Consider the following 24414-nt stretch of genomic DNA (forward strand, 5'->3'; position numbering starts at 1 on the left):
AGCTCCGGGTCGGGCCGTCGTCGCGGGCGGGCATGTCCGGTGTCCGACTTAGGAACGCCGCCCCCGGCATGGCGTTCGGCATGCATGACACAGTTCAGACTTCACCCCGTAGAGCAGGCCTTCGCCCTGGCGAAAACCGGCCAATACCGGAGCCGCAGCGAGATCGCGCGGGCCATGGAAAAGAGCGGCTACACCATGGCCGACGTCAATCAGCTGGAGGGCACGTCGTTGACCCGGCAGCTGAACGGCCTGTGTCGCGCGGCGCAGGCGGACATGGCGAAGACGGCGGCGTGAGGCGTATCACGGCCTTGCTTGCGGTGACCTTCGGCCTGTCCGGCGGGCTGGTCGCCTGTGGGGAAAACAGTCCCTCGGCGCCCGCGGAGCATTCGCCGGCGGTGTCCGAGCCGGTGGACGGCGTGCCGCCACAGGCGGCGGATGAGACCGCGCCGATGACGCCGACGGCCGAACCGACGACGCCTTCTCGCGTCAGCTCCCCCGATACCGCAACGCCTCCACCAGCAGAGTGAAGGCCGGCGTCGGCTGGCGGCGGCTGGGATAGTAGAGGTGATAGCCCGGGAAGGGCGGTCGCCAGTCCTCAAGCACCGGGACCAGACGCCCCTCGGCAATGGCCGGGGCGACGACATCCGCCATCAGGAAGCCCAGCCCCATCCCCGCCTCGGCCGCCTTCTGGATCAGGGCCATGTCGTTGAAAATCATTTGGCCCTCGACGCGGACGTTGAGCTGGCGCCCGTCCTTCTCGAACTCCCAGACATAGAGGCCGCCGCGCGTCGGAAGGCGCAGGTTGATGCAGACGTGGTCGTTCAGATCATGGGGCGTGACCGGCTTCGGATGCGCCGCGAACCATGACGGGGAGCCGACCACCACCATGTTCACATCGGGGCCGATGGGGACGGCGATCATGTCGCGCTCGACCTGTTCACCCAGACGGACGCCCGCGTCGAAGCGGCGCTCGACGATGTCGGCGTAGCCCAGCTCGGTTGTGATCTCGACCTTCACGTCCGGATACATGGGCAGGAACCGCTCCAGCACCGGCCAGAGCAGGGTGTGGGCGGCGTGTTCGCCGGAGTTGATGCGGATGGTGCCGGAGGGCCGGTCCCGCAGCTCGCCCAGCGCCTCGATGCGGGTCTCTATATCGGCGAAGGCCGGACGCAAGGTCTCCAGCAGACGCTCGCCCGCCTCGGTGACCGAGACCTTACGCGTCGTGCGCAGCAGCAGGCGCAAGCCCAGCCGGGCCTCCAGCCGACGGATCGTATGGCTGAGCGCCGACGGCGACAGGCCCAGCCGGAAGGCGGCCTTTGTAAACCCCCGCTCTTCGGCCACAACCATGAAGACCGCCAGGTCACCGAGCTCGTCACGCTTCATTGCTGAATCCAATTCATAGGTTCATGCGGACCATTACATCTAATCGCGCGACCCGGCGCGGCGTATCTTTCGCTCATCAGGGCCGTCCACACGCGCCCTTCGACTTGCTGGAGCCCCCATGAAAACCTTCGGATACGCCGCCCCCGCCGGCGACAAACCCCTCGCGCCGTTCAGCTTCGAGCGCCGTGATCCGCTGGCGACGGACGTGGCCATCGACATCCTGTACTGCGGCGTCTGCCATTCGGACCTGCACACCGTCCGCGCCGAATGGGGCGGCACCCTTTATCCCTGCTGCCCGGGCCACGAGATCGTGGGGCGCGTAAGCGCCGTCGGCGGTCAGGTGACCCGCTTCAAGGAAGGCGATCTGGTCGGTGTCGGCTGCATGGTCGACAGCTGCCGCACCTGTCCGTCGTGCGTCGCGGGCGAGGAGCAATACTGCACCGGCACGGGCGCGGTCATGACCTACAACGGGCCGGACAAGGTTCTGGGCGGCCACACCTTCGGCGGCTACTCCAGGCACATCGTGGTGGATCAGGACTTCGTGCTGAGCATCGGCCATGATGAGAGCCAGCTGGCCGCCGTCGCGCCCCTGTTGTGCGCCGGAATCACGACCTACTCGCCCCTGCGCCACTGGAAGGTCGGCCCGGGCCAGAAGGTCGGGGTGGTCGGTCTGGGCGGTCTGGGCCACATGGGCGTGAAGCTGGCGGCGGCCATGGGCGCGGAAGTCTGGGTCTTCACGACCTCGCCGGGCAAGGCGGAAGACGCGGCGCGTCTGGGCGCCAAGGGCGTGGTCCTGTCGAAAGACAAGGCCGACATGCAGGCGCACATGGGCACCTTCGACTTCATCCTGAACACGGTGGCGGCGTCCATCAATCTGGACCCCTATGTCAGCGCCCTGAAGCGCGACGGGACGATGGTGCTGGTGGGCGTGCCCGCCGAGCCGCACCCGTCGCCCTCGGTCGGCAACCTGATCTTCGGCCGCCGCTCGATCGCCGGCTCGCTGATCGGCGGCATCGCCGAGACGCAGGAAATGCTGGACTTCTGCCGCGACAACAACATCGTCTCGGACGTCGAGATCATCCCGATGGATCAGATCGAGACCGCCTATGAGCGGATGATCAAGGGCGATGTGAAGTATCGCTTCTCCATCGACATGGCCTCGCTGACCGAAGCGGCCTGATCACGGGACCCGCGGCGGCGTCGACACTGACGTCGCCGCAACCCGGCGGGGCGAAGCGGCGTTAACCGCCCAGGTTCAACCCCGAAGGATAACGCAATGCGTGTTCGTATCGCTGCCCTGACCGCCATCGCCGCCCTGTCGCTGGGCGCCGCCGCCTGCACCCAGTCCGAACAGGAGCAGGCCGAAGCTGACGCCGCCGTCGCCGCCGACAAGGCCGGGGACATCGCCGCCCAAACGGGCGAGGTGCTCGAGGCCGGCGCGATGAAGGCCGCGCAGGCGACGGAAGAGGTCGCGGGCAAGGCCGCCGACAAGCTGGAAGACAATCAGGCCGAAGCCGCCGCCGAAGGTCGCCCCGGCGCGGTCAATCCGGCGACGGACGAGCGCGTCCCGGCCCCCGCAAACTAAGGAAAACTCAGGCCGGCTCCGCGAGCAGGGCGTCGATCAGCGCCTTCGCCTCGGGGCTGGCCCAGTCCGCCTCGCCCGAGAAATACGCGCGGATACGCCCCTGACGGTCCAGCAGCACCGTCTGGGGCATCTTGCCCTTGCCCGGCAGTTCGAACGGCAGCTGGAATTTGGGATCGCTGTACATCGGCAGCGGCTCATGGACGTCGATGAAGCTGCGCGCGTCAGCGATGGCGTCGGGCGTGGCGTCGACATTGATCGGCAGGACCACGACATCCCGCCCGGCGTAGTGTTGCGACAGTGTCGCGAGCGTCGGCATCTCGGTGCGGCAAGGCGCGCACCACATGGCCCACAGGTTCACCACGACCACCTTGCCGCGGAAATCCGACAGGCGCGTATCAGCGCCTTCGCGGGTCTTGAAGACATAGGCCGGGGCCTGTTCGAGGGCCGCCGGGGTCTCCAGACGGGTGATCGTGCCCGTCGCGAAACGGGCCAGTTCGCCTTTCGCGGGCGGTTCCGGCGTTGCGGCTTTGTTGATCACCCCCGGATTGGCGTATAGCAGCGCCGCGCCGCCGCCGATCACACCGACCAGCAGCACGCCCACGACCGCGCCGATTACCGCTTTCGAGATAGCCATGTCCGACCAGACGCCCTCCGATCCCGCGACCAAAGCCCCCGGGGGCGCCAAAGGTCAAGACATGTGGGGCGGTCGGTTCTCGGCCAAACCGGCCGAAATCATGCAGGCGATCAACGTCTCCATCGGCGTGGATCAACGACTTTGGGCCCAGGACCTGGCCGGATCGCGGGCGCATTGTCGCATGCTGGCCGCGCAGGGGATCATCCAGCAGGCCGACGCCGACGCCATTCTGGGCGGGCTGGACGCCATCGAGGACGAGATCCGCAACGGCAGCTTCCCGTTCCGCGACCAGTTCGAGGACATCCACATGAATGTGGAGGCCCGCCTGAACGAGCTGATCGGCGAACCCTCGGGCCGTCTGCACACGGCGCGCAGCCGCAACGATCAGGTGGCCACCGATTTCCGCCTGTGGGTGCGCGACGCCTGCGACCGGCAGGTGGTGCAGCTGAAGGGGCTGCAGAAGGCCCTGCTGGCGCGCGCCGAACAGCATGCGGGCGACCTGATGCCGGGCTTCACCCACCTGCAGACCGCGCAGCCGGTGACGCTGGGCCACCACCTGATGGCCTATGTCGAGATGTTCGGGCGTGACGCCTGGCGTTTCGCCGACGCCCGCACGCGGATGAACGAGAACCCGCTGGGCGCCGCGGCGCTGGCCGGTTCGCCCTTCCCCATCGACCGGCACATGACCGCCTCGACCCTGGGCTTCGACCGTCCGATGGCCAACTCGCTTGACGCCGTGTCGGACCGCGACTTCGCGCTGGAGAGTCTGGCCGCCGCCTCGATCTGCGCCGGGCACCTGTCGCGTCTGGCCGAAGAGATCGTGGTGTGGATGACGCCGATGTTCGGCTTCGTCACCCTGCCGGACGACCTGACCACCGGCTCGTCGATCATGCCGCAGAAGCGCAACCCCGACGCCGCCGAACTGGTGCGGGCCAAGACGGGCCGGATCATGGGCTCGCTGGTCGCCCTGTCTACGGTGATGAAAGGCCTGCCGCTGGCCTATTCAAAGGACATGCAGGAAGACAAGCCGCCGGTGTTCGAGGCGTTCGACGCCCTCGATCTGGCGCTGGGCGCCATGACCGCCATGGTCGCGGCCCTGATCCCGAACACCGAAAAGATGGCCGCCGCCGCCGGCGCGGGCTTCTCGACCGCGACCGATCTGGCCGACTGGCTGGTGCGTGAACTGAACCTGCCGTTCCGTCAGGCGCACCATGTGACGGGCGCGGCGGTGAAGCGGGCCGAGACGCTGGGCGTGGACCTGTCGCAACTGCCGCTGAAAGAATTGCAGAAGCTGCATCCCGGCGTGACCGAAGGGGTGTACAAGGTGCTGACGGCTGAGGCTTCCTGCGCCAGCCGCCAGAGCTTCGGCGGTACGGCTCCGGATCAGGTTCGGGCGCGTGTGGCCGAATGGAAGATGCGGCTCGCTTAGGGGATTTGAGATGAAAAAGCTTGTCATCGCGGGCGTCGCCGCCCTGATCGCGGTCTCGGCCGCCGCCTGTGGCCGCATGGCCGATCTGGACGCTCCGCCCGCCAAACGCACCGAGCGCGGCATGCGCGACGAGCGCGCGCCGGGCCTGCCCGAGCCCGCCACCGTCAATCGCCCGAACCGCGAGCAGCCCATCGACGGCGGCCCGAGCTCCAGTCCTTTCGGCGGATCGGGCAACAGCCCGCGCTGATCCTCTCCCCGGGATCCTGACTTGAACCATTTCGAACTGATCGACGGCGTTCTCCACGCTGAGGCCGTGCCCCTGCCCGTCATCGCCGAGGCCGTCGGCACACCGGTCTATGTCTATTCGACCGCGACCCTGACCCGGCACTACGGCCTGTTGCGCAGCGCGCTGGACGACCACAAGGGCGCGCTGGGCGACAGCCTGATCGCCTTCGCGGTCAAGGCCAACTCCAACCTGTCGGTGCTGGCGACGCTGGCGAATCTGGGCTGCGGCGCGGACACGGTGTCGGAAGGCGAAATCCGCCGGGCGCTGGCGGCGGGCGTGCCGGCCAACAGGATCATCTTCTCGGGCGTGGGCAAGACCGACGCCGAACTGGCCTTCGCCATCGACGCCGGGGTGCGCCAGATCAACGTCGAGAGCGGCGCCGAGCTGGATCGGCTGATCCAGGTCTCATCGTCGCTCAAGCAGCGAGCGACCGCGTCGCGAGCGGTAGCGACCCCTTCGATTGCCGTGCGGGTCAATCCGAACATCGGCGCGGGCGGGCACGCCAAGATCACCACCGGCGGGGCGACCGACAAGTTCGGCGTCCCGGTCGAGGAAGCCATCGAACTCTATGTCCGCGCCACGGCCTCGCCCCATGTGACGCCCGTGGGCCTGGCCTGCCACATCGGCAGCCAGATCGTCGATCTGGCCCCGATGGAAGCCGCCTTCCGAACGATCCGGGGCGTGGCCGAGACCCTGCGCGAGAAGGGCTGCGAGGTGACGCGGCTGGACCTCGGCGGCGGGCTGGGCGTGCCCTATCACGGCCAGACGGACCTGCCCTCCATCGCCGACTACGCCGCCATGTGCGCGCGGGTGCTGGACGGTCTGGGCGTCGAGGCGGCGTTCGAGCCGGGCCGCCTGCTGGCCGCCAATGCGGGCGTTCTGGTCAGCCGCGTCATTCAGGTGAACCAGCGCGCGGACGGACGACGGTTCCTCGTTCTCGACGCGGGCATGAACGACCTGATGCGGCCGGCCCTGTATGACGCCTTCCACGATCTGGTTCCGGTGCAACCGCGCGAGGGCGAACGGGCCGCCTATGACCCGGTCGGGCCGATCTGCGAGTCGACGGACATCTTCGCCCGTGACCGGATGCTGGCGCCGCTGGAGGCCGGTGATCTGGTCGCCTTCCTGAGCGCGGGCGCCTACGGGGCGGTGCTGTCGAGCGAGTACAACTCGCGACCGCTGGTGGCGGAAGTGCTGGTGGACGGCGACCGCTGGGCGGTGGTGCGGCCGAGGCCGAGCTACGACGAGATGTGGGCGCGGGAGCCGAAGGCGAGCTGGCTCTAATCTCCTCCCCGTCGCGATTCGCGATGGGGAGGTGGCTCGGCGGCGATCAGCCGACGAGACGGAGGGGGCGACGCCGGTGGCAAGGGATTGGCGGACGGCTTTCAGAAGCCTGAGCCGCCCCCTCCGTCACGCTTCGTATCCGAAGCGCGACACCTCCCCATTCGCAACGCGAACGGGGAGGAGAACTCAATCCAGCGCACAAACGTCCGGCAGGCCGCGCAGGGCGCCCGCGTGATCCAGCCCGTACCCGACCAAGAACCGGTTCGGGGCGTCCCAGCCGACGAAGTCGGGTTCGGGGGCGCGGGGGAGCGGCCAGGGCTTTTTGGCGAAGACCACGGTCAGGACTTCCGACGCGCCCTTTTCCTTGGCGATGCGGACGGCCTCGGCGAGCGACAGGCCCGTGTCGAAGACGTCGTCGATGATCAGGACGCGACGGCCCTCGATGGAGCGTTGGAAGTCGGCGTAGACGTCGATCTTGCCCCGGCTGGACTGTTCATCGCCGTAGGAGGCGAGCCAGAGGGCGTCGAAGCGGACGTTGCGGCCGATGCGCGACAGGGCGCGGGTCAGGTCGGCGGCGAACCACAGGCCGCCGGTCAGCAGGACCGCGGCGACGGTCTCGTCGTCGATGACAGGGGCGATCTGCGCGGCGAGGTCGGCGACGATGCGTTGCACCTCCGCCTCGGGGAGCAGCACGGTGGGCGTCGGGGAGGTGTCAGCCATGATCCCGCGATACCGCCCGAGGGGCGTGCGAGTCGAGAGCCCTTTCAGTCGGAGCCGGCACGGCGTCGATCGGCTGCATCTCCGGGGGCACAGGCACGCCGGGGTTCAGGGCGCGCCGCAGGGCGCCGGGACGCGGCCCCGACGCGGGGCGAAGGTTTGAGGCGTGATCCACCGTCGGCGTCGGCGCATGGGCCGGCTCGGCGGGCGCGGCGTGATCCGGCGCGGGCTCATGCGAGGGCATCGGGGCATCGGTAGGGGTCGGGGCGTGTCCGCCTGCATGAGCCGGTGCATGGGCGGCAGGCGCCGGGCGGGATGCGGGAGTGTCGAGCACGAAGGCCAGATCGACCCCCTGACCGCGCGCGCCGGGATCGGGAATGATGACGGCGAAGCCCTGCACCTTGCCGGGCAGGACCGGGGCGGCGTCGATGTTGACCACGGCATGGCCGATCTCGGCGCCGTGCGCATCCAGCAAGGCCACGCGGACCGGCGGAGCGACCCGCTCGTTGTCCCGCACATTGCGCAGGGCGCCCGAGACGATGACCTTGCCCGGATCATTCGGAAGGGGACGGGCGCTGACAGCCTCGAAATCCAGACCGGTCGGGTTCACCGTCAGACCGACGGCGGCATAGGCGGCGGCGGTGCGCGGCGCCATCTCGACCACCTCGACCCGGAACAGCCATGCGGCGCCCAGCAGGGCCGCGAAGCCGGAGGCCACGCCCGCCCAGAGCACGCCATGGGTGGCGGCGCGACGCAGACGACGCTGCTGCTCGGCTCGGGCGCGGAAGGCGCGCGGCAGTTCGGGAGCCGGGGTCTCGGCCAGGGTTTCGGGCGCGGGCTCCTCGCGACGGAGGGTGACGACCTCGTCGGCGGTGGACAGGTCCAGCGGTTCATCGAGGGTCGCGCGCCAGGTGTGCTTGCACGTCTTGCAACGCACGGTCCGGCCGTTCGCCCCGATCGCTTCGTCCGGGGTGAAATAGCTGGTGGCGCAGGACGGGCAGGTCAGTATCATAGGCGCCGACTGCGAGGCTCTTCGCCCCTCCCCCGTTCGCGGCACGCCGCGTACTGATCCAAGAATTGATGTCCGTCCAACCCCGTCGCGCCGCCGATGCCGCCTCGTCGCCCGCCACCGCCCGCCTTCGCGGCGTGGGGTTCGGCTATGAGGAGACGCCCGACGTGCTGCGGGACGTTAACCTGATTTTGCCCGCGGGCTCTTTCCACTTCCTTACCGGGCCGTCGGGCGCCGGAAAGTCGACGCTGCTGAAACTGCTGACGCTGGACGTCCGCCCCCGGGAAGGGACGCTGGAGCTGTTCGGCGAGGAGGCCGGAGCGGCCCCGCGCTCGGCGCTGCCGGACTTCCGCCGCCGGATGGGGGTGGTGTTCCAGGACTTCCGCCTGCTGGACCACCTCAGCGCCTGGGAGAACGTCGCCCTGCCGCTGCGTCTGGCGGGAGTGAAGACCGCCGACTACGCCGACGACGTGCATGAGATGCTGGACTGGGTCGGACTGGGGGAGAAGATCGACTCCCGTCCCGCGGCCCTGTCGGGCGGCGAGAAGCAGCGGCTGGCCATCGCGCGGGCCGTGGTGACCGGACCGGACCTGATCATCGCCGACGAGCCGACCGGCAATGTCGATGCGGCCATGGCCGGGCGGCTGCTAAAGCTGTTTCAGTCGATGAACCGGTTGGGGACGACGGTGCTGATCGCCAGCCATGATGCGGACCTGGCCGCACGCTCGGGCGCGACGGTGCTGACGCTGGCGAGCGGACGACTGACGGGAGGACAGGCATGATTGGTCGGTTCTTCGCGCCCCGAGCGCCCATTCTGCCGCGCGACACGGGGGGCGAGCCCTGGCTGGCGACGGTGATCGCCGTGCTGTGCTTCCTGGCCTGCGTGTCGGCGGTCGGGGCGCTGGCGGCGGACCGCGCGGCGCATGGCTGGGCCCGTGCGCTGGGCTCGGAAGCGACCGTGCAGGTGCGTCCCCGCGTTGGCGAAACCGGAGACGCCGCCGCCGCCCGTGCCGCCGAGACGCTGGCGAGCGTGACCGGCGTGGACGAGGCCGAGGCCATGGATCGCAAGGCCGCCGAGGATCTGCTGCGCCCTTGGGTCGGGGATGCGGTCCTGCCGGACCTGCCCCTGCCCCATCTGGTGACGGTGCGACTGAACAGGGAGGCGCCGGCCAGCGCGGTGACGCTGAGCCGGGCGCTCGCGCAGGCGGGCGTGGACGCCAGCGTGGACGACCACAGCCTGTGGCGCGGCGAGGCCGAGCGGTCGGCGGGGTTGATCACCCTTCTGGCGGCGCTGGCCTTCCTGCTGACAGCGGGCGCGGCGGGCGCGGCGGTGGCCTATGCGACCCGCGCCGGGATGGCGGCGCAGGCCTCCGTCATCCAGACCCTGAGCCTGAACGGCGCCTCGGACGGACGCATCGCCGGACTGTTCCAGCGGCGCTACGGCCTGCTGGCGGCGGGCGCCGGTGCGGCGGGCGCGTTGGCGGCCATGGGAGCGGCCGGCCTGATGCGGCTGGTCGGCGGCAGCGACGGCCTGTCGCCCGCCCTGCCGATCGCCTGGAGCGATGTTCTGATCCTCTCGCCATGTCCGCTGCTGGCGGCTACGGTAGCGGTTGTCGCCGCGCGCTTCACCGCGCTGGCGCGGCTGAGGGGCACAGGTAATCTAACGGCATGAAGTTTCTGACTTTCATAGCCATTCTGGTGCTGATCTGGTTGATCGGCCTGTTCGTGTTCGCCGACCGGGTGCGCGGCTACACGCCCGCGCCCGAGCCGGAACGCGCCGACGCCATCGTCGCCCTGACCGGTCCGTCCGCTGAACGTGTGAACGCCGCGATCCGCCTGCTGGAGCAGGACAAGGGCGACCGGGTGCTGATCTCGGGGGTGAACCGCGAGGTCCGTCGTCAGGAACTGCGCGCCCTGACGCCGGGTTCGAACCGTCTGTTCAACTGCTGCGTCGATCTGGGCTTCGAGGCCGAGGACACCGTCGGCAACGCGCAGGAGATCGCCGCCTGGGCGGAGGCCAAGGGCTACAGGAGCCTGATCGTGGTCACCTCGGATTACCACATGCCGCGCGCCCTGACCGAAATCCGCGCCGCCGCACCGGGCGTAGAACTGACAGCCTATGCCGTAGAGACCCCGTCGCTGGATAACTCCGGCTGGTGGCGGGCTGCGGTGACCGCCCGGCGCATGACGCTGGAATATCTGAAATACCTCGCCGCCCTCGGCCGCTTCGCCGTGGGCAAGCTGACCGGCGAGGGCCGCACGGCGACGGATGCCGCGCCGGAAGAAAAGGCCGCCTGACCTTGCTGATCCTGCGTTCGCTGCTGTTTACGGCCTGGCTTTACCTGTCGATGCCGATCTTCGCGATCGGCCTGTCGCCCGCGCTGCTGGCCCCGCATCGGTACGCCATGGCGGTCATCAGGATCTGGGCGCATTTCGTGCTGTTCGGCCTGCGCTGGATCGCCGGAATCAAGGTCGAGGTGCGCGGGCTGGAGCATCGCCCGACCGGCCCGGCCCTGCTGGCGCCCAAGCATCAGGGGATGCTGGACGTGGTCGCGCCCTTCACCTTCATGAACGACCCCTGCTTCGTTCTGAAGAAGGAGTTGATGGTCCTGCCCTTCTTCGGCTGGTTCGCCTGGAAGACCGCGATGATCCCGGTCGACCGCTCGGCCGGTTCGACCGCGCTGAAAAACATGGTCAAACAGTCGCGCGCCCGGCTGGCGGATAACCGCCAGATCGTCATCTTCCCGGAAGGCACCCGCAGCGCGCCGGGCGCTCCGGCCGACTACAAGCCGGGCGTGGCCGCCATCTATCGCGATCTCGACGTCGCCTGCTGGCCCGTCGCCACCAACTCCGGCTGTCACTGGCCCGCCCACGGCTTCATCTATCGCCCCGGCACGGTGGTGTTCGAATTCCTCGAGCCGATCCCCGCGGGCCTGAAGCGCGCCGAGTTCATGAAGCGGCTGGAAGACAGCGTGGAAACGGCGTCGACGGCGTTGCTCGGCAAGAGCGAATAGTGATGCGGAAGGGGCGAGCCTCAGCGGCCTGCCTCGGGTTCGCGACCCTGCTCGTCGCCGCGGCGCAAGCGCAGGCCTGCGAGATTATCGTCTCTGCCCAACCGCGGCGCGGAAGCGCTCCGCCGTCGGCGCCCGCGCCCTTGCCGCCGCAGCCGCTTCCGGCAGGATCAACGATGGTTCTGGGACAGGTTTCGGACGCCGTCCCCTACCGGATCGACGGTTCTCTCGATGATCAGGCCCGGGTGTGGGACGTTCGGATGACGCTTGCGGCGCTGGACATCGGAGCGCTGCCGCAGCCTGAGACCGTGTTCTGGCACACCGGCAGTTGCGGCGTATCGCTGCCTCAGCCGGTTGTGGGACGCACCTATCGGCTGGTCCTGACGCAAGGCAGGAACGGACGTTGGATCGTCCAGGATGTGGTGACGCCAGAGTTGCTAGATGCCTATCGCGCGGGTCTTCGGGCCCGCTAGGCCGCCCGACCGCAACGTTGCCGGAAAGCCGCAGCCCCGCGGTGATCTCGGGCATTGCGGGAGCTGCCGCGCTCGTGGTGCATTCGGATCATCTCCCCGATCGCTTCCAGAGCCCCTCATGTCCCTTCGGTTCGCCCTCCCGGCCCTCGCCGCCGGCCTGCTTTTCGCCGGCTCCGCCGCCGCCCAGTCGCAGCCCTACGAACAGGTCGAGGCGCCGAGCCGCTGGCGTGTGGAGGTCGGTGGCGGGGTCACCCACGGGTTCAGCGCGACCGGGAACACGGGCGACGATATCAACTACACGGCCTGGGGCTCGGCCTCCTACCGCGACATCGTCTACGCCAACGGGCTGGACGGTCTGGGCTGGAATGCGATCAAGACCGACGATTTCCACGCGGGCGTTCAACTGCGCCCCCGCTTCTCGGCCGGCGAGATCGAGGGCTCGACGCTGGATCGTCCGGGCTTCGGCGCGGATGCGGCCCTGTACGCTTTCAAGCGACTGCCCGGAAACATCGTCGTCGGCGGGCGTGTGCAGCACGACGCGACGGGCGACGACGCCGGGACGCAGTACTACGCCTCGGTCGGGCACCGGCGCGTGACGCCGGTCGGCCTGCTGTCGACCACCGCCTATGTCACCGGCGGGGATAGTGATCGGCTGCAACGTTACTACGGCGTGACGCCGGCCGAGGCTCCGGGCAGCGGTTACACCGCCTATGAGCCGTCGGGCGGTCTGTCGGGCGCGGGCGTGGCCGTCTTCCTGGCCGTGCCGATCGGCGACCGCTTCGGCGTCGGCGGCTTCGTCAACTATGAGCAGCGACTGGGCGATACGCGCGACAGCCCGCTGATCGAGGACGAGGGCGTCTGGCGCGCGGGTCTGATCGGCGTCATCCGCTTCCGCAGCAGCAACTAGCCCAGGCTATCCCAGGCGAAGGCGTGGACCTTGTCCCGTCCGAGCGCGGCGACCATCGGCGGCGCCGCGAAGAGCCCCGCCACCGCGACGTCCCGAACATCCAGCCCGCCGGTGAAGGCCCCGAAGGCGGGCATGATGAGACGCACGCCATCGGTCACGAAACAAGGGCGACGCACGCCCCGCCCATAGGCGGCGACGCGAGCGGCGGGGTGGAGGTGGCCGGAGATCTCGCCGACAGCCTCGCCCGGTTGCGGCTCGTGGATCAGGCTGAGGGCGCCGAGCATCAGGGTGGTCACCACCCGGCCCGGCAGAGCGTCGAGCGCGCTTTCCAGCGCCACCAGATCGTGGTTGCCCTCGAGCCAGACCCAGTCCCGGCCGGCGGCCAAACGCCCGAGGCGCTCGCGATCCTCCGTGGACAGACGGTTGACGGCTTTCGAGTCGTGGAAGCTGTCGCCCAGCAGGACCACGCGGGCGGGATCGAGAGCTTCGATCTCCGCCTCCAGCTTCGCCAGCGTGGACGGGCTGTCGTAGGGCGGCAGCATCTGGCCGCGAACGGCGAAGGCCGAGCCCTTCTCGAGGTGCAGGTCCGAAGCGATCAGTGTCCGATGATCGGGCAGCCACAGGGCGCCGGAGCAACGCAGCACGCAGGCTTCGCCCGCAACACGCACCTTCAGCCCGCCGCAGGGATGGCGGAAGGGAGACAGGGTCTGGCGCAGTGTGGTGTTCACGCCGCCCCCTCCAGTTCCGGCGGCGCCTCGGCCATGATCTCGGCGATCAGGGTCTCCTCGGCGAAGTCCAGGGAGGTCTCGGACAGGATCATCTCGGCCGCGCCGCCGCCGACCCGCTCGCGCCCGATCTGGACCAGCACCGGCACGCAGAAGGGCGAGGGTCGATCCAGCGGCTGATGCACGACCTGCCCCTGAATGCGCGTCAGAAGCTGACCGAGGCGGGCCACATCCAGCAGGCCGGAAGCAGCATCGGCGCGGGCCGTGCGCAACAGCAGGTGATCGGGCTGGTGACGGCGCAGAACGTCGTAGATCAGGTCGGTCGAGAAGGTGACCTGCCGCCCGGTCTTCTCGGCGCCCGGCTGGCGTTGCTCGATCAGACCGGAGATCAGGGCGCAGTTGCGGAAGGTGCGCTTCATCATGAAGCTCTCCTCCAGCCAGCTTTCAAGATCGTCGCCCAGCATGTCCGGCTCGAACAGGGCGTCGAGATCGACCCTGTCCATCGGCCGGATTGACCAGATGGCCAGCGAATAGTCGGTGACGACAAAGCCCAGCGGGCCGATCTCCAGCCGGTCCAGCCGTTTGGTCAGCAGCATGGCGAGCGTCGTGTGCGCCAGCCGTCCCTCGAACGGATAGCAGACCATGAAATGCCGGGTTCCGCGCGGGAAGGTCTCGACCAGCATCTCACCCGCGCGGGGGATGCGGGAAACGACCTCCTGCAACTCCAGCCACTCCTGCACGTCGGGTGGCAGAACGCGCCAGTGGTCGCGGTCCTGAACCATGGCCCGCACCCGTTCGGCCAGAGATGTGCCCAGCGGAAATTTGGAGCCGCCGTAGGACGGGATCTTGGGGTCCTTGCCTGTCGCGGCGCTGACCAGCGCATCCGTGCCGGAGATGCCCTGGAAGGCCCATACCTGACCGGCGAAGATGAAGGTGTCGCCGGGCTCCATCTGCTCGAAATACCACTCCTCGGCCTCGCCGATCTTGCGGCCGCCGATGAGGTGCTTCCCGCCCGCCCGGCGCGAGGCGACCTTCACATTGAGGTTGGCGGCCGAGACGATGGCGCCGACATTCATCCGGTGGCTCTGGGCCAGTTGGGCGTTGCGGACCTTCCACCTGCCGTCAGGTGTTCGCACGATGCGGGCGAAGCGGTCGTAGGTGCGCAGGGCGTAGCCGCCGGTGGCGACCAGATCGACCACTTCCTCGAACTGCTCGTAGGTCAGCGCCCGATAGGGACCACATGCGGAAACCTCCGCATACAGATCATCCAGATCAAACGGCTCTGAACAGGCGCAGCCCATGACATGCTGGGCGAGGGTATCAAGCGTGCCGACGTGCACCGGCTCCCAGTCAAAGGCGTTCTCGGCCACCGCCTCGCGGGCGGCCTGACACTCCAGCATTTCGAACCGGCTGGCGGGGACCATCAAGGCGCGGGAGGGTTCGTCCAGCCGGTGATTGGCGCGACCGATGCGCTGGACCAGACGACTGGCTCCCTTGGGCGCGGCCAGCTGGATGACCAGATCGACGTCGCCCCAGTCGATGCCGAGATCCAGCGTCGAGGTGCAGACCACCGCGCGCAAATCGCCCCGCGCCATCGCCGCCTCGACCTTGCGCCTTTGCTCGGCGGCGAGGGAACCGTGGTGCAGGGCGATAGGCAGGCTGTCGTCATTTATCGCCCACAGCTGCTGGAAGACGAACTCGGCCTGCCAGCGGGTGTTGACGAAGATCAGGGTCATCCCCGCCTGACGGATGGCCTCATAGACCTCGGGCACCGCGTGGACGCCGGTGTGACCCGCCCAGGGGACGCGGCCTTCGGAGACCAGAACGTCGATGACCGGCGGGGCGCCGGGGTCGCCGCGCACAATCACTACTCCCTTGCCCCTCGAGGGGGGAAAGGGCAGGGATTGGGGTGGTGGCGGACTGCCGCCGGAGGTGGCGCTTGAGGCCTCGTCCGCGCCTTCCGCTCCAGCTTCCGCAATGACGGCGACCGCACCCCCACCCAACCCTCCCCCCTTGAGGGGGAGGGCTTCAGGTGACAGCCAATCCGCGATCATCTGAGGATCATCCACGGTCGCCGACAGGGCCACCCGCCGCATCTCCGGCGCGAACTTCTGCAACCGGCCCAGACCGAGACTGAGCAGGTCGCCGCGCTTGCCGCTCCAGATGGCGTGGACCTCGTCGAGGATGACGCATTTCACATCGGCGAAATACGCCCTCGCCCCCTCCCACGCACAGAAGAGGGCCAGCTGTTCCGGCGTGGTCAGAAGGATGTCCGGCGGGAAGTCGCGCTGGCGCTGGCGCTTGGACTGTTTGGTGTCGCCGGTGCGGCTCTCGACATGGATGTTCAGCCCGATCTCGCGGATAGGCGTCATCAGGTTGCGCTCGACATCCGTGGTCAGGGCCTTCAGCGGCGAGAGGTAGAGGGTGTGCACCCCGCTGCCGGGGCCATGCGCCGGACGCGGACCGCGCTCGGCCAGATCAATCAGGGAGGGCAGGAAGCCGGCCAGCGTCTTGCCGCCGCCGGTCGGGGCGACCAGCAGCGCATGCGACCCCGCCTGTCCGGCCTCGACCATTTCCAGCTGATGCCGACGCGGCGCCCAGCCGCGCGAGGCGAACCAGTCGGCGAAAAGCGGCGGAAGCGTTACGGGAGCGGCGGCGGACGTCACGGAGAGGATATAGCATGTTCCCGTTCCGTTTCACGGGCGGAATTGCTATCTGGAGACGGTGACGATCGACTCCTTCACCTCCTCCACCGCCCTGACCGGCGCCGAGCCGTGGCTGGCCCTTCCCGTCGCGCTGGCCGTGCCGCCGGGTGCGGGGGCGGTTTGCGATGAGGACGGGACGCGCAAGATCGGGCGGGGCGCCGCCGAGGGTCTGTTCACCGGGGCGCCGGTGCTGGTCGCCCACGCCAGCCTGACCGCCCGACGGCTGGGCATCGCGCCGCCGCCCCGCTCAAGCGATCTGCTGGATGTGCTGGAACTGTTCGCCTTCGTGCGCCCCGCGAGGTTCTGCGCGCCCTCTCCCACAGGACTGGCTCTGGCAATGGGTCAGGCGGAGCCCAGGGGGCCGGAGGCGCAGGCCGAGGCCCTGCGCGCCGCCGCCGACGGCCTGCTGCGGGAACTGGCTGATCCGGCCTATCCCCAGCGCGAGGACGCCTTCACCCTGAACGAGACCCTGTCGCGGGCCGGCTGGGGGTGGTCCTGGCGGGTGGCGGGCGCCTTGCAACATCACCCCCTGCGCGCGCGCCAGCATCGCGGCAGCGGTCTGGATGTCTGGTCACGGCTGAGCGAATGGGAGGACGAGGCGCCGCGCGGCGAGGCGGGATCGGCCCCGGTCGACAGCGAGAGCGCGCGCATCCGGCTGGAGAAGCTGTTGCAGGCCTCCGGACTGGATGAGACCCGCCCGGCCCAGTCCGACTATGCCGCCGAGGCCGCCTACGCCTTCTCGCCCCGCAATGAGGAGGGCCGCCCGCGGGTGCTGCTGGCCGAGGCCGGGACCGGAACAGGCAAGACCCTGGGCTATCTGGCACCCGCCAGCGTCTGGGCCGAGCGCAACCAAGGGGCTGTCTGGGTCTCGACCTATACCCGCGCCCTGCAACGCCAGATCGACCGAGAGAGCGCCAGCCTCTGGCCTGATGCGGCCGAACGAAAGAAGAAGGCCGTCGTCCGCAAGGGGCGGGAGAACTACCTGTGCCTGCTGAACCTGCAGGAGATGGTGCAGGCGGCGCAGCTGGGAAGCGGCGATCCGATCGCCATGGCGCTGGCGGGCCGCTGGGCCCTGTATTCGCGCGACGGCGACATGACCGGCGGCGACTATCCCGGCTGGCTGCCCGGCCTGTTCGCGACGCCCACGGCGCAGCAGGCCAGCCCGGCCAATCTGGTCGACCGGCGCGGCGAGTGCGTGCACGCCGCCTGCCCCCACTACCGCCTGTGCTTTGTCGAAAAGACCATCCGGGCCAGCCGCCGGGCCGATCTGGTGGTGGCCAACCATGCGCTGGTCATGACCCAGGCCGCGTTCGACGGCGCGCGCTCGGCCCGCGGGTTGAAGCAGGATGGGGAGACGGCGGCGTTGAAGCGGATCGTCTTCGACGAAGGCCACCATCTGTTCGACGCCGCCGACAGCGCCTTCTCGGCCTGCCTGTCCGGACAGGAGGCCGCCGAACTGCGTCGGTGGATCCGGGGCCCGGAAGGACGCGGTCGGCGCGGGCGTGGGCTGGAACAGCGGCTGGGCGATCTGTGCGCTGACAACGAGGCGGCGACCAAGGCCCTGCAGGACGCCATCCATGCGGCGGCCCAACTGCCGGGCGAAGGGGCGTCCGGGCGGATCGCCCCGGCCTCGGGCGAGGTCAATCCGATCGGTCCGATCGAGCGCTTTCTGGTCGCCGCGCTGGAACAGCTCCGCGCCCGGACGAGGGAGGGCGGCGGCCCCGGCGGGGTCGAATTCGGACTGGAATGCTCCCTGCGTCCGGTGACCGATCCGGTGCTGGACGCGGCGCGGGAGGCCGCCCGCGCGCTGGCGGCGGTCGAAGCTCCCTTGCTGGCCCTGTCGCGGCATCTGGAAGACATTCTGGATGACGAGTCCGTCGAGCTGGACGGCGCGTCGCGGGCGCGGATCGAAGGGGCGCTGCGCGGGCTGGATCGGCGCGGCCGGATGACCCTGCCCGGTTGGCGCTCCATGCTGGCGGCGCTGGACAATGACACCGGCGAGCCGGACCCGGACTTCGTCGACTGGCTGAGCGCGGAGGCCGCCTTCGGGCGGATCGCCGACGTCGCCCTGCGTCGACACTGGATCGACCCGACCGTGCCGCTGGAGGCGGCGGTGATCATGCCCTCGCACGGGGTGTTGGTGACCAGCGCGACCTTGTCTGATCCGGGGGCGGACGATCCGTTCGATCTGGCGCGGATGCGAACCGGCTCCGCGCGACTGATCGAGCCCGCCCGGACGCTGAAAGTCGAAAGTCCGTTCAATTATGCGGAGAACAGCCGGGTCATCGTCGTCAACGACCTGATCAAGGACGACACGCGCCAGACGGCGGCGGCGATGCGCGAACTGTTCCTAGCTGCAGGAGGCGGCGGCGTGGGCCTGTTCACCGCCATCCGGCGACTGAAGGCGGTCTATGAGCGGCTGGGGCCGGACCTCGCCAAGGCGGGCCTGCCGCTCTACGCCCAGCACGTCGATCCGCTGGAAGTCGGCGCATTGGTGGATGTGTTCCGGGCCGAGCAGGACAGCTGCCTGCTGGGCACCGACGCTGTGCGGGACGGCGTGGACGTGCCGGGGCGCAGCCTCCGCATCCTCGCCTTCGACCGCGTGCCCTGGCCGCGACCTGACCTGCTGCACAAGGCCCGGCGCGAGAAGTTCGGCGGCTCCTCCGCGCAGGGCCGCGCCTATGACGACGCCCTGGCCCGCGCCCGGATGTCACAGGCCTTCGGGCGACTGATCCGCCGGGCGGACGACAAGGGCGTGTTCGTCATGCTGGACGCCGCCTGCCCGACCCGCCTGTTCGCCAGCCTGCCGCCGGGCACGGAGGTGCTGCGCATGGGGCTGGCCGAGGCGGTGGAACTGGTCGGCGGCTTCCTGAAGCCCTCGACCTGATCGGCGTCACGCCTCGAAGGTGATCTCGACGCTGTCGGCCGACCGCCGGGCCTCACCGTGGAAGACCGCCTCGATGTTGTTGCCGTCCGGGTCCAGCAGGAAGGCGGCGTAGTAGCCCGGATGATAGGGCCGCTCGCCCGGCGCGCCGTTGTCGGCGCCCCCGGCCGCGAGACCCGCCTTGTAGAAGGCCTCGACCATGGCCCGGTCCTTCGCCTGAAAGGCCAGATGGTGTCGCCCCGTCAGATGGCCGGTGGCCGCCGCGCTTTCGGCGGAGGAGACGAACAGCTCATCCGCCCAGAAATAGCTCTCGGCCTCCCCGCCCAGTGGAATGCCCAAAGCCCCCAGAACCGCGTCATAGAAACGGCGGGACGCCGGAAGGTCGGCGACCACCAGCTGGATGTGATCAACCAGACGGCCGCGATGCAGGGATTGGGTTTCCATGGCGCTCTTTTCCTTGATTACAGCCGAACGGACCGTCGTTCGCGCCGTTCCGTAAGGCAGGCGCTTGTCAGGGGATGGCAGCATCCGCATACAGCCCCTTCCTCCGCCTCAGACGTTCCAGACTTTCGGACCCCCGTTTTCCGCCGGACCCTGAATGAGCAACGCCCCCGAAAAGCCCTATCGCCATCCCCGCCGCGGGATCGTCGGTCCCTTCGTGCTGGTCGGCGTCCTGCTGGCCGCATGGACCGGCTGGTGGTTCTACCTCGCGCAGCAGATCGAGACGCGGCTGGCGGCGCAGGTCACGACCCTGAATAAGGACGGCTGGACCATCCGGCACGGCGAAGTCAGCACGACGGGATGGCCGTTCCGGGTGCGGGTGTCCCTGCCGCAGGCAGACGTGCTGGCGCCCTCCGGGCACGGCGTGGCCGCGCCGGAGCTTGTGGCGGAAGCCAATGCCTGGAATCCGGATCACTGGGTGATCATCGCCCCTGACGGCCTGACCCTGACCCGGGCGGAAAAGGGCAAGGTCAATGTCACCGGCGACGCCCTGCGGATGAGCGTCAGCCATCTGCGCAGCCGTTTCCCCGACCTGCGGCTGGAGTTCGTGCGCAGCACCTTCACGCCCCAGCCGGGCGCGGATCCCTTCCCCATCGCTTCGGCGGAGCACATCCAGATGGAGACCCGCCCGCACCTGACCGACGGACAGGCCACGACCGACGCCCTCGATGTGCTGTTCAATCTGGTCGATGCGCGGGGCCGTAAAGGCGGCCCGGTCGAAAGCGCCGCGCAGAACGGAAAGCTGTCGCTGGCGCTGGAGGGCACCATCCAGCAGGCCAGCCGCCTGAAGGGCCCGAACGCCGCCGGCATCTTCTCGAACTGGACTCAGGCAGGCGGTCGGTTCACCGGCGTGCGCGGCGAGCTGACGGCGGGCGAGAGCCGCGCCCTTTTGACCAGCGACGCCCTGTCGGCGGATGCCGCTGGACGACTGCGCGGACAGGTCGCCGTGACCGCCGAACAGCCGGGACCGGTTGTGGCGGGCATGGCCCGTGCGCCGTCGGGCGAGGTCAATCGCGCCGGAGCCGTCGGCGCCGCCGCCGCGACCGCCGCCAGCGGTGACCGCCCGGTCGAGCTGACGCTGGAATTCCGGGAAGGCCGGACCTGGCTGGGCCTGTTCCCGCTGGCCCCCGCGCCCAAGCTGTTCTGATGCTGACCGAGCCCCCCGAGGACTCCAGGCGGCTGGCGCTGGATCGTGCGCTGGCGCAGGCCGTGCGGGCGCGGCTGGCCGCCGGACAGCGTCCGACCGTGGACGCGGACGCCATCGCGCTGCGTGAGGTCCTGAAGGGGCTGAAGCCCGCGGAGATCGCCGCCGCCCGGTCGGTTCTGGGCCGCCTGGACGCGGCCAGCGGACCGCGCCTGATCGTCTGGGGGGCCGCCTCACAGGTGCTGGCGGCGGATCGCTATGGCCTGTCGGCAAGAATGGCGGCCAAGCCCGAGGCGGCGTTGAAAGCCGTGCGCGAAGGCGGGCGGGCCCTGATGGACCTCGCGCCCTCCAACGCCTGGTTCGGCCGCCTGCTGGCCGAGCCGGACCTGCGCGTGGTCGCAGCCTTGCCGGATCACGGCGCGGGCCTGCCACGATCCCTGATGGTGCAGCAGACCCAGCCCGGCCCGACCGGCGATGACCGCACCTTCTGGGCCACCGACAGCGCCGCGCCGAACAGCCGGATCATCGAGGCCCTGTCCGACGCGGGACTGGCCGCGACGCCCCTGATCGAATCGGGCGGGTTGAAGCTGTTCGTGCTGGCGGGCTATGTGCAGGCCGAAGACGGTCGGCTCGCGAACGCGCCCGGCAAACTGTCCGGCGTCATCGGCGCCGCCCCCCTGTTCTGAGAGCTTCCATGACCGCAGCCCCCAAGCCCAAGCCCGGCATCCTCGACATCGCGCCCTACGTCGGCGGCAAGTCGAGGATCGACGGCGTCGCCGAGCCGATGAAGCTGTCATCCAACGAGAACGCTCTGGGCGCGGGCCAGAAGGCGCGTGACGCCTATGCGGCAGCCATCGGCAACATCCACATCTATCCGGACGGTCGCGCGGGCAAGCTGCGCGACGCCGTCGCCGCGCACCACGGCCTGGACGGCGAGCGCCTGATCTTCGGAAACGGCTCGGACGAGGTCTTCGCCCTGCTGAACCAGACCTATCTGGAAGCCGGCGACAACATCGTGACCGGCCAGTACGGTTTTCTCGCCTATCGCATCTCGGCGCTGGCCAATCAGGCGTCGGTGAAGCTGGCCCCGGAGCCGGGCTTCAAGGCCGAAGTTGACGCTATCCTCGAGCAGGTCGATGCGCGGACGAAGATCGTCTACATCTCCAGCCCGTCGAACCCGACCGGCAGCTACAACACCGCCGAGGAGACCCGCCGTCTCCATGCCGCGCTGCCGCCGCACATCCTGCTGGTCATCGACGAGGCCTACGCCGAGTTCGTGACCGCCCCGGACTGGGAGACCAGCTTCCCGCTGGCCAAGGACGCCGACAACATCGTCGTCACCCGCACCTTCTCCAAGATTCACGGTCTGGGCGGCCTGCGCATCGGCTTCGGCTATGCGCCGCTGAAGGTCTGTGAGGCGGTGGACCGCATCCGCCTGCCGTTCAACGTCTCGGTCGCGGGTCTGGACGCCGCCGTCGCCGCCCTGTCGGACGAAGCGCACCAGAAGGCCTCGCTGGAGCTGGTCGAGAACTGGCGTCCGCGCCTGACGCAGGCGATCAAGGGCTTCGGCTTCGAGGTCTTCCCCAGCGCCGGCAACTTCATTCTGGTCCGTTTCGCCGACGCCGCCACGGCCACCGCCGCGAACGACTATCTGAACACCTGCGGCATCATCGTGCGCCCGGTCGGCGGCTATGGCCTGCCCGACTGCCTGCGCATCACCGTGGGCACCGAAGACCAGAACCGGGCTGTGCTGGACGCGCTGAGCGAATTCGCGGCGCGCTGATTGCCTCCCTCTCCCGATGGGAGAGGGCTTGAGCCTCCGGGAGCGAAGCGACCGGTAAGGCGAAAGGGTGAGGGTCGATCATCGGCACAGGCGATAAGCCGCGTTGCCGCTCTTCGCGGCCGGCTTGGGCCGGACTTACACAGCCGACCCTGATTCAACGGGGCTCCGCCCCGCCATCTTCTCCCATCGGGAGAAGGGAGGTCGCCCATCAGTTCCGCCGGAAGATCCGGCTGGCCGCCCAGCCGGTGAACATGGCCAGGATCACGCAGAGGACGCCGTAGGTCCACGGGCGACGGTGGGCGAATTCGAAGATGTCGCGCTCGATGCCGACCTTTTCGACGGTTAGCGTCAGATTGCTGACCGAGACCGGCTCACCCTCCTGGAACAGCCAGACCTCGGCGAAATACTGGCCCGTCGGGGCGACGGCGGGCAGTTCGACCTCAGCGCGGAACAGGCCGCGATCCACGAAGCGGACCCCCTGCGGGTCGCTGTTGTAGAGAGCCGCCGCCTCGCGCAGGCGGATCACGGCGCGGCGGTAGTCCAGATAGTCCTCGCCGATCCGGCTGACGACCACGTCGCGGACGCCGTAGCGGGTGACGGTGCGGCTTTCCTCCGGGGCGGCGATGCGCAGGTGGTCAACCCCGACGCCCAGTCGGCGCAGCTGGCCGAAGTCGGCGATGTCGCTGAGCGGCCGGGTCGAGGCGGTCATGTAGAAGCCCGGCGCGCCCTCGAACAGGACGGGACGGCTGTTCAACCAGACGCCGGTGTTGCGGGTCTTCTTGACCAGACGCACCGGACCGTCCGGACCGCGCACCACCACGACCACGTCGGCGGGCGTCTCGGTCGGGTTGAACACCGCGCCGTACAGGACGATGGAGGCGCCGCGGAAGCTGGAGTCGACCATGACCCGCGCATCGGTCATGGCGGCGGCGACGCGGACCTGTTGGGTCGTGGCCACCGAACGTTCGGGGGCCGGGGCCTCGACGGCCGGGGGCGGCGGCGGGAGTTGCATCATTGCGCGACCCCCGGAGCAAAGCTGAACAGGTCGGACGGCCGGACGAACAGCTCCAGCCCCATGTAGATACCGACCAGCAGGACGATCAGGGCCAGCAGGAGGCGCAGCTCCTCGGCGCGGAAGCGGCCCGAGAGCCGGGCGCCGTACTGGGCGCCGACGACCCCGCCCAGCAGCAGGATGGTCGACAGGACGATATCCACCGTCTGGTTCCGCCCCGATTGCAGGATGGTTGTGATGGCCGTGGTGATGATGATCTGGAACAGGCTGGTCCCGACGACCACACTGGCCTTCATCCGCAGGACATAGAGCATGGCGGGCACCAGGATGAACCCGCCACCGACCCCCATGATGGCCGACAGAATCCCCACGAACGATCCAAGCGCGAACGGCGGGATGGCGCTGATGTAGAGGCCCGAGCGCGGGAACTTCATCCGCAGGGGCAGGCCATAAAGCCACAGCGGGCGACGGCGCTCCTTGTGGGGGGTCACCTCGCCCCTGACCCGGCGCAGAATCTGGCCGAGGCTCTCGTGCAGCATCAGGGCGCCGATGGATCCGAGGAACAGGAGGTAGGACAGGGCCACGACCAGATCGGCCTGCCCGAGCAGGCGCAGGTAGCGGAACAGCTCAACCCCGACGAAGGCGCCCAGCACGCCGCCGAGCGCCATCAGCCCGCCGATCTTGTAATCGACCTGCTTCTGCGACGTGTAGTGGATGACACCCGAGGTCGAGGAAGCGACGACGTGGCTGGCCTGACTGGCGACGGCCACCGACGGCGGGATGCCGAGGAAGATCAGGATGGGGGCCATCAGGAAGCCCCCGCCGATGCCGAACAAACCGGACACGAAGCCGACCGTCGCGCCCAGCAAAACCAGGAGCGGCCAGTTCACCGAAACCTCGGCGATCGGCAAATAGATATCCAAAGGACGCGCCTTCGGCTGG

Annotated in this window: 25 protein-coding genes; 16 read left to right on the plus strand and 9 right to left on the minus strand. The window is 69.3% G+C overall.

Translation table 11 applies throughout. The features are described from left to right. Positions 1-84 precede the first annotated feature (84 nt). Positions 85-294, plus strand: a complete 210-nt coding sequence (locus tag FKQ52_RS14910) for a hypothetical protein (protein ID WP_141627901.1) — start codon at positions 85-87, stop codon at positions 292-294. 192 nt (positions 295-486) lie between these two features. Here FKQ52_RS14910 and FKQ52_RS14920 read toward each other — a convergent pair whose 3' ends face one another. Continuing rightward, entirely contained in the window at positions 487-1383 is an 897-nt protein-coding gene (locus FKQ52_RS14920) for a LysR family transcriptional regulator (protein WP_141627902.1), read from the minus strand. A gap of 118 nt (positions 1384-1501) precedes the next feature. Here FKQ52_RS14920 and FKQ52_RS14925 point away from each other — a divergent pair, with 118 nt between their 5' ends. Next, complete coding sequence (locus FKQ52_RS14925) at positions 1502-2563, plus strand: NAD(P)-dependent alcohol dehydrogenase (protein WP_141627903.1); 1062 nt, start codon at positions 1502-1504, stop codon at positions 2561-2563. Between the two features lie 96 nt (positions 2564-2659). Then, positions 2660-2968 carry a hypothetical protein gene (locus tag FKQ52_RS14930; protein WP_141627904.1) on the plus strand — a complete coding sequence of 103 codons (309 nt, stop codon included), beginning with the start codon at positions 2660-2662 and terminating at the stop codon, positions 2966-2968. 7 nt (positions 2969-2975) lie between these two features. Here FKQ52_RS14930 and FKQ52_RS14935 read toward each other — a convergent pair whose 3' ends face one another. Beyond that, positions 2976-3602, minus strand: coding sequence for a TlpA disulfide reductase family protein (locus FKQ52_RS14935; RefSeq protein WP_141627905.1), 627 nt, complete (start codon positions 3600-3602; stop codon positions 2976-2978). On the opposite strand from FKQ52_RS14935, the gene argH reads away from it, so the two are divergent. From argH to lysA, 3 genes are read left to right on the plus strand one after another with little or no spacing between them, the layout of a single operon-like run. Next, entirely contained in the window at positions 3601-5031 is a 1431-nt protein-coding gene (gene argH / locus FKQ52_RS14940; RefSeq protein WP_205750792.1) for an argininosuccinate lyase, read from the plus strand. The two genes, FKQ52_RS14935 and argH, sit on opposite strands and share 2 nt — an antisense overlap. A gap of 10 nt (positions 5032-5041) precedes the next feature. Next, entirely contained in the window at positions 5042-5278 is a 237-nt protein-coding gene (locus tag FKQ52_RS14945) for a hypothetical protein (RefSeq protein WP_141627906.1), read from the plus strand. A gap of 21 nt (positions 5279-5299) precedes the next feature. Continuing rightward, the gene (lysA, locus tag FKQ52_RS14950; RefSeq protein ID WP_141627907.1) at positions 5300-6601 is read left to right on the plus strand and encodes a diaminopimelate decarboxylase; all 1302 of its coding nucleotides are present in this window, start codon (positions 5300-5302) and stop codon (positions 6599-6601) included. Between the two features lie 186 nt (positions 6602-6787). Here the strand turns inward: lysA and FKQ52_RS14955 are convergent, their stop codons facing one another. Next, positions 6788-7321, minus strand: coding sequence for a phosphoribosyltransferase (locus FKQ52_RS14955; RefSeq protein WP_141627908.1), 534 nt, complete (start codon positions 7319-7321; stop codon positions 6788-6790). Beyond that, complete coding sequence (locus FKQ52_RS14960; RefSeq protein WP_141627909.1) at positions 7314-8330, minus strand: MJ0042-type zinc finger domain-containing protein; 1017 nt, start codon at positions 8328-8330, stop codon at positions 7314-7316. Before FKQ52_RS14960 ends, FKQ52_RS14955 begins: the two co-directional genes overlap by 8 nt. A 68-nt stretch (positions 8331-8398) precedes the next feature. Here FKQ52_RS14960 and FKQ52_RS14965 point away from each other — a divergent pair, with 68 nt between their 5' ends. The 6 genes from FKQ52_RS14965 (at position 8399) to FKQ52_RS14990 (ending at position 12718) form a co-directional block, all read left to right on the plus strand. Continuing rightward, a complete protein-coding gene (locus tag FKQ52_RS14965; protein WP_141627910.1) occupies positions 8399-9109 on the plus strand; it encodes a cell division ATP-binding protein FtsE in 711 nt (236 codons plus the stop codon). After that, positions 9106-9999 (plus strand): ABC transporter permease, encoded by an 894-nt coding sequence (locus tag FKQ52_RS14970; RefSeq protein ID WP_141627911.1) that lies wholly within the window; start codon positions 9106-9108, stop codon positions 9997-9999. Before FKQ52_RS14965 ends, FKQ52_RS14970 begins: the two co-directional genes overlap by 4 nt. After that, on the plus strand, positions 9996-10625 hold the full coding sequence (locus FKQ52_RS14975) for a YdcF family protein (protein WP_141627912.1): 630 nt from the start codon (positions 9996-9998) through the stop codon (positions 10623-10625). The genes FKQ52_RS14970 and FKQ52_RS14975 overlap by 4 nt, the downstream gene beginning before the upstream one ends. A gap of 2 nt (positions 10626-10627) precedes the next feature. Further along, positions 10628-11341, plus strand: coding sequence for a 1-acyl-sn-glycerol-3-phosphate acyltransferase (locus FKQ52_RS14980; RefSeq protein WP_141627913.1), 714 nt, complete (start codon positions 10628-10630; stop codon positions 11339-11341). 173 nt (positions 11342-11514) lie between these two features. Next, on the plus strand, positions 11515-11811 hold the full coding sequence (locus FKQ52_RS14985; RefSeq protein WP_141627914.1) for a hypothetical protein: 297 nt from the start codon (positions 11515-11517) through the stop codon (positions 11809-11811). Positions 11812-11929: 118 nt separating this feature from the next. Further along, positions 11930-12718 carry a MipA/OmpV family protein gene (locus FKQ52_RS14990; RefSeq protein WP_141627915.1) on the plus strand — a complete coding sequence of 263 codons (789 nt, stop codon included), beginning with the start codon at positions 11930-11932 and terminating at the stop codon, positions 12716-12718. Here FKQ52_RS14990 and pdeM read toward each other — a convergent pair. Both pdeM and FKQ52_RS15000 read right to left on the minus strand, forming a co-directional pair. Beyond that, entirely contained in the window at positions 12715-13446 is a 732-nt protein-coding gene (gene pdeM, locus FKQ52_RS14995; protein ID WP_141627916.1) for a ligase-associated DNA damage response endonuclease PdeM, read from the minus strand. The genes FKQ52_RS14990 and pdeM overlap by 4 nt on opposite strands. After that, positions 13443-16109, minus strand: coding sequence for a ligase-associated DNA damage response DEXH box helicase (locus tag FKQ52_RS15000; RefSeq protein ID WP_141627917.1), 2667 nt, complete (start codon positions 16107-16109; stop codon positions 13443-13445). Before FKQ52_RS15000 ends, pdeM begins: the two co-directional genes overlap by 4 nt. Positions 16110-16167: 58 nt before the next feature. Here FKQ52_RS15000 and FKQ52_RS15005 point away from each other — a divergent pair, with 58 nt between their 5' ends. Next, positions 16168-19035, plus strand: coding sequence for an ATP-dependent DNA helicase (locus FKQ52_RS15005; RefSeq protein WP_141627918.1), 2868 nt, complete (start codon positions 16168-16170; stop codon positions 19033-19035). Between the two features lie 6 nt (positions 19036-19041). Here FKQ52_RS15005 and FKQ52_RS15010 read toward each other — a convergent pair whose 3' ends face one another. Beyond that, entirely contained in the window at positions 19042-19476 is a 435-nt protein-coding gene (locus FKQ52_RS15010) for a VOC family protein (RefSeq protein WP_141627919.1), read from the minus strand. A gap of 154 nt (positions 19477-19630) precedes the next feature. Between FKQ52_RS15010 and FKQ52_RS15015 the strand changes: the two genes are divergently transcribed. From FKQ52_RS15015 to hisC, 3 genes are read left to right on the plus strand one after another with little or no spacing between them, the layout of a single operon-like run. Further along, a complete protein-coding gene (locus FKQ52_RS15015) occupies positions 19631-20680 on the plus strand; it encodes a DUF2125 domain-containing protein (protein ID WP_141627920.1) in 1050 nt (349 codons plus the stop codon). Then, complete coding sequence (locus FKQ52_RS15020; RefSeq protein WP_141627921.1) at positions 20680-21363, plus strand: hypothetical protein; 684 nt, start codon at positions 20680-20682, stop codon at positions 21361-21363. The genes FKQ52_RS15015 and FKQ52_RS15020 overlap by 1 nt, the downstream gene beginning before the upstream one ends. 8 nt (positions 21364-21371) lie before the next feature. Next, on the plus strand, positions 21372-22460 hold the full coding sequence (gene hisC, locus FKQ52_RS15025) for a histidinol-phosphate transaminase (protein ID WP_141627922.1): 1089 nt from the start codon (positions 21372-21374) through the stop codon (positions 22458-22460). A 208-nt stretch (positions 22461-22668) separates the two neighbouring features. Here hisC and FKQ52_RS15030 read toward each other — a convergent pair whose 3' ends face one another. Together FKQ52_RS15030 and FKQ52_RS15035 are read right to left on the minus strand one after the other, a co-directional pair. Beyond that, a complete protein-coding gene (locus FKQ52_RS15030; RefSeq protein WP_141627923.1) occupies positions 22669-23475 on the minus strand; it encodes a TIGR02186 family protein in 807 nt (268 codons plus the stop codon). Then, positions 23472-24395 (minus strand): sulfite exporter TauE/SafE family protein, encoded by a 924-nt coding sequence (locus tag FKQ52_RS15035; protein WP_141627924.1) that lies wholly within the window; start codon positions 24393-24395, stop codon positions 23472-23474. Before FKQ52_RS15035 ends, FKQ52_RS15030 begins: the two co-directional genes overlap by 4 nt. Positions 24396-24414: the final 19 nt, after the last annotated feature.

Source organism: Brevundimonas sp. M20 (assembly GCF_006547065.1).
Lineage (GTDB): Bacteria > Pseudomonadota > Alphaproteobacteria > Caulobacterales > Caulobacteraceae > Brevundimonas.

Bases quoted from the DNA above. Each gene is read 5' to 3' on its own strand.
- FKQ52_RS14985 (WP_141627914.1), top strand. From the start codon at position 11,515: ATGGTTCTGGGACAGGTTTCGGACGCCGTCCCCTACCGGATCGACGGT.
- FKQ52_RS14920 (WP_141627902.1), bottom strand. From the start codon at position 1,383: ATGAAGCGTGACGAGCTCGGTGACCTGGCGGTCTTCATGGTTGTGGCC.
- FKQ52_RS14930 (WP_141627904.1), top strand. From the start codon at position 2,660: ATGCGTGTTCGTATCGCTGCCCTGACCGCCATCGCCGCCCTGTCGCTG.
- FKQ52_RS15015 (WP_141627920.1), top strand. From the start codon at position 19,631: ATGAGCAACGCCCCCGAAAAGCCCTATCGCCATCCCCGCCGCGGGATC.
- FKQ52_RS14910 (WP_141627901.1), top strand. From the start codon at position 85: ATGACACAGTTCAGACTTCACCCCGTAGAGCAGGCCTTCGCCCTGGCG.
- FKQ52_RS15010 (WP_141627919.1), bottom strand. From the start codon at position 19,476: ATGGAAACCCAATCCCTGCATCGCGGCCGTCTGGTTGATCACATCCAG.
- FKQ52_RS14960 (WP_141627909.1), bottom strand. From the start codon at position 8,330: ATGATACTGACCTGCCCGTCCTGCGCCACCAGCTATTTCACCCCGGAC.
- FKQ52_RS14990 (WP_141627915.1), top strand. From the start codon at position 11,930: ATGTCCCTTCGGTTCGCCCTCCCGGCCCTCGCCGCCGGCCTGCTTTTC.
- FKQ52_RS14965 (WP_141627910.1), top strand. From the start codon at position 8,399: ATGTCCGTCCAACCCCGTCGCGCCGCCGATGCCGCCTCGTCGCCCGCC.
- FKQ52_RS14970 (WP_141627911.1), top strand. From the start codon at position 9,106: ATGATTGGTCGGTTCTTCGCGCCCCGAGCGCCCATTCTGCCGCGCGAC.
- FKQ52_RS15030 (WP_141627923.1), bottom strand. From the start codon at position 23,475: ATGATGCAACTCCCGCCGCCGCCCCCGGCCGTCGAGGCCCCGGCCCCC.
- FKQ52_RS15020 (WP_141627921.1), top strand. From the start codon at position 20,680: ATGCTGACCGAGCCCCCCGAGGACTCCAGGCGGCTGGCGCTGGATCGT.
- hisC (WP_141627922.1), top strand. From the start codon at position 21,372: ATGACCGCAGCCCCCAAGCCCAAGCCCGGCATCCTCGACATCGCGCCC.
- argH (WP_205750792.1), top strand. From the start codon at position 3,601: ATGTCCGACCAGACGCCCTCCGATCCCGCGACCAAAGCCCCCGGGGGC.
- FKQ52_RS14925 (WP_141627903.1), top strand. From the start codon at position 1,502: ATGAAAACCTTCGGATACGCCGCCCCCGCCGGCGACAAACCCCTCGCG.
- FKQ52_RS14975 (WP_141627912.1), top strand. From the start codon at position 9,996: ATGAAGTTTCTGACTTTCATAGCCATTCTGGTGCTGATCTGGTTGATC.
- FKQ52_RS14945 (WP_141627906.1), top strand. From the start codon at position 5,042: ATGAAAAAGCTTGTCATCGCGGGCGTCGCCGCCCTGATCGCGGTCTCG.
- FKQ52_RS14955 (WP_141627908.1), bottom strand. From the start codon at position 7,321: ATGGCTGACACCTCCCCGACGCCCACCGTGCTGCTCCCCGAGGCGGAG.
- FKQ52_RS14935 (WP_141627905.1), bottom strand. From the start codon at position 3,602: ATGGCTATCTCGAAAGCGGTAATCGGCGCGGTCGTGGGCGTGCTGCTG.